Origin of the sequence: Acinetobacter lwoffii, assembly GCF_024129355.1 — a bacterium.
GTDB lineage: Bacteria > Pseudomonadota > Gammaproteobacteria > Pseudomonadales > Moraxellaceae > Acinetobacter > Acinetobacter lwoffii_I.
Window position 1 is genome coordinate 1 of record NZ_JAMXXP010000066.1, and the last position, 3,305, is coordinate 3,305.

Below are 3,305 nucleotides of genomic sequence, written 5' to 3' on the forward strand. Positions count from 1 at the left end.
TATGAATCTAATTGAAGCTGTACGGTGCTTAAGTGCACAAACGCCAACTGTATGAGTGTGATGAGAGATCATCACAATCTGTTGCTTATCCCACTTGTAAGGATAAACGACTGTTTGGGGTTGTATAGTCAAGTAATTAAGTGCATGTGGTGGATGCCTTGGCAGTCAGAGGCGAAGAAAGACGTGATAGCCTGCGAAAAGCTCCGGGGAGGCGGCAAATATCCTGTGATCCGGAGATGTCTGAATGGGGAAACCCACTTACCATAAGGTAGGTATTGCAACATGAATACATAGTGTTGCAAGGCGAACGAGGGGAAGTGAAACATCTCAGTACCCTTAGGAAAAGAAATCAATTGAGATTCCCTCAGTAGCGGCGAGCGAAAGGGGAAGAGCCCATTAAGTCATATAAGTTCTAGTGGAACGCTCTGGGAAGTGCGACCGTAGACGGTGATAGTCCTGTACACGAAAGGGCTTATATGATGATGTCGAGTAGGGCGAGGCACGTGAAACCTTGTCTGAATATGGGGGGACCATCCTCCAAGGCTAAATACTCCTGACTGACCGATAGTGAACCAGTACCGTGAGGGAAAGGCGAAAAGAACCCCTGTGAGGGGAGTGAAATAGATCCTGAAACCGCATGCATACAAGCAGTGGGAGCCGGCTTAGTCCGGTGACTGCGTACCTTTTGTATAATGGGTCAGCGACTTATATTCAGTAGCGAGGTTAACCGAATAGGGGAGCCGTAGGGAAACCGAGTCTTAATAGGGCGTTTAGTTGCTGGGTATAGACCCGAAACCAGGTGATCTATCCATGAGCAGGTTGAAGGTTGGGTAACACTAACTGGAGGACCGAACCCACTGTCGTTGAAAAGCCAGGGGATGACTTGTGGATAGGGGTGAAAGGCTAATCAAACTTGGTGATAGCTGGTTCTCCCCGAAAGCTATTTAGGTAGCGCCTCGGACGAATACCATTGGGGGTAGAGCACTGTTTCGGCTAGGGGGTCATCCCGACTTACCAAACCGATGCAAACTCCGAATACCAATGAGTACTATCCGGGAGACAGACTGCGGGTGCTAACGTCCGTAGTCAAGAGGAAAACAATCCAGACCGCCAGCTAAGGCCCCAAAATTATAGTTAAGTGGGAAACGATGTGGGAAGGCATAGACAGCTAGGAGGTTGGCTTAGAAGCAGCCACCCTTTAAAGAAAGCGTAATAGCTCACTAGTCGAGTCGGCCTGCGCGGAAGATGTAACGGGGCTAAAACTATATGCCGAAGCTGCGGATGCATAATTTATTATGCGTGGTAGGGGAGCGTTCTGTAAGCCGATGAAGGTGGATTGAGAAGTCTGCTGGAGGTATCAGAAGTGCGAATGCTGACGTGAGTAACGACAATGCGAGTGAAAAACTCGCACGCTGAAAGACCAAGGGTTCCAGTCCAACGTTAATCGGGGCTGGGTGAGTCGACCCCTAAGGCGAGGCCGAGAGGCGTAGTCGATGGGAAATTGGTTAATATTCCAATACTTCTGTGTAATGCGATGAGAGGACGGAGAAGGTTAAGTCAGCCTGGCGTTGGTTGTCCAGGTGGAAGGTTGTAGGCATGTATCTTAGGCAAATCCGGGGTACTCTATGCTGAGAACTGATAGCAAGCTGTACTTGTACAGTGAAGTGGCTGATACCATGCTTCCAGGAAAAGTCTCTAAGCTTCAGTTACACAGGAATCGTACCCGAAACCGACACAGGTGGTCAGGTCGAGTAGACCAAAGCGCTTGAGAGAACTCTGCTGAAGGAACTAGGCAAAATGGTACCGTAACTTCGGGAGAAGGTACGCTGTTGTCTGTGATAGGACTTGCTCCTTGAGCGGCCGACAGCCTCAGAAACCAGGCCCCTGCAACTGTTTATTAAAAACATAGCACTCTGCAAACACGAAAGTGGACGTATAGGGTGTGATGCCTGCCCGGTGCTGGAAGGTTAATTGATGGGGTTAGCGTAAGCGAAGCTCTTGATCGAAGCCCCAGTAAACGGCGGCCGTAACTATAACGGTCCTAAGGTAGCGAAATTCCTTGTCGGGTAAGTTCCGACCTGCACGAATGGCATAATGATGGGGGCGCTGTCTCCAGCAGAGACTCAGTGAAATCGAATTCGCCGTGAAGATGCGGTGTACCCGCGGCTAGACGGAAAGACCCCGTGAACCTTTACTGCAGCTTGACATTGAACTTTGATCTTACTTGTGTAGGATAGGTGGGAGGCTTTGAAGTCGCGACGCTAGTTGCGATGGAGCCGTCCTTGAAATACCACCCTGGTAATATTGAGGTTCTAACTCTGTCCCGTTATCCGGGACGAGGACCATGTCTGGTGGGTAGTTTGACTGGGGCGGTCTCCTCCTAAAGAGTAACGGAGGAGTACGAAGGTGCGCTCAGCGTGGTCGGAAATCACGCGTAGAGTATAAAGGCAAAAGCGCGCTTAACTGCGAGACCCACAAGTCGAGCAGGTACGAAAGTAGGTCTTAGTGATCCGGTGGTTCTGTATGGAAGGGCCATCGCTCAACGGATAAAAGGTACTCTGGGGATAACAGGCTGATACCGCCCAAGAGTTCATATCGACGGCGGTGTTTGGCACCTCGATGTCGGCTCATCTCATCCTGGGGCTGAAGCAGGTCCCAAGGGTATGGCTGTTCGCCATTTAAAGAGGTACGCGAGCTGGGTTTAGAACGTCGTGAGACAGTTCGGTCCCTATCTACCGTGGGCGTTGGAAATTTGAGAGGATCTGCTCCTAGTACGAGAGGACCAGAGTGGACGAACCTCTGGTGTACCGGTTGTCACGCCAGTGGCATCGCCGGGTAGCTATGTTCGGAAGGGATAACCGCTGAAAGCATCTAAGCGGGAAGCCTACCTCAAGATAAGATTTCCCCGAGACTTTATGTCTCCTAAAGAGCCGTTGAAGACTACGACGTTGATAGGTTGGATGTGGAAGCATAGTGATATGTGAAGCTGACCAATACTAATTGCTCGTGAGGCTTGACTATACAACACCCAAACAGTTGTATATAAAGCATCAATTGATTTCATATTGATCTAACGATCAGACGAAGCCTTGATTTAGTTAAGCTAATCGAACAAACTACTGCAACTCAGATATACCTGTTAATAACTCATTTGACGAAAGCTAGGCTAGCGAAGTGAAAACAACGCCCATAAGACCCAAGCAAATAGTCATAAACAGTTGTGCTGGCGACCATAGCAAGAGTGAACCACCTGATCCCTTCCCGAACTCAGAAGTGAAACCTCTTAGCGCTGATGGTAGTGTGGG

2 rRNA genes are annotated in these 3,305 nt (G+C 49.5%); both read left to right on the forward strand.

From position 1 onward, the window contains the following. Window positions 1–126: 126 nt before the first annotated feature. A 23S ribosomal RNA gene (locus NI468_RS15850) occupies window positions 127–3,021 on the forward strand. A 201-nt stretch (window positions 3,022–3,222) separates the two neighbouring features. Continuing rightward, window positions 3,223–3,305, forward strand: a 5S ribosomal RNA gene (rrf, locus tag NI468_RS15855); the annotation flags it as partial.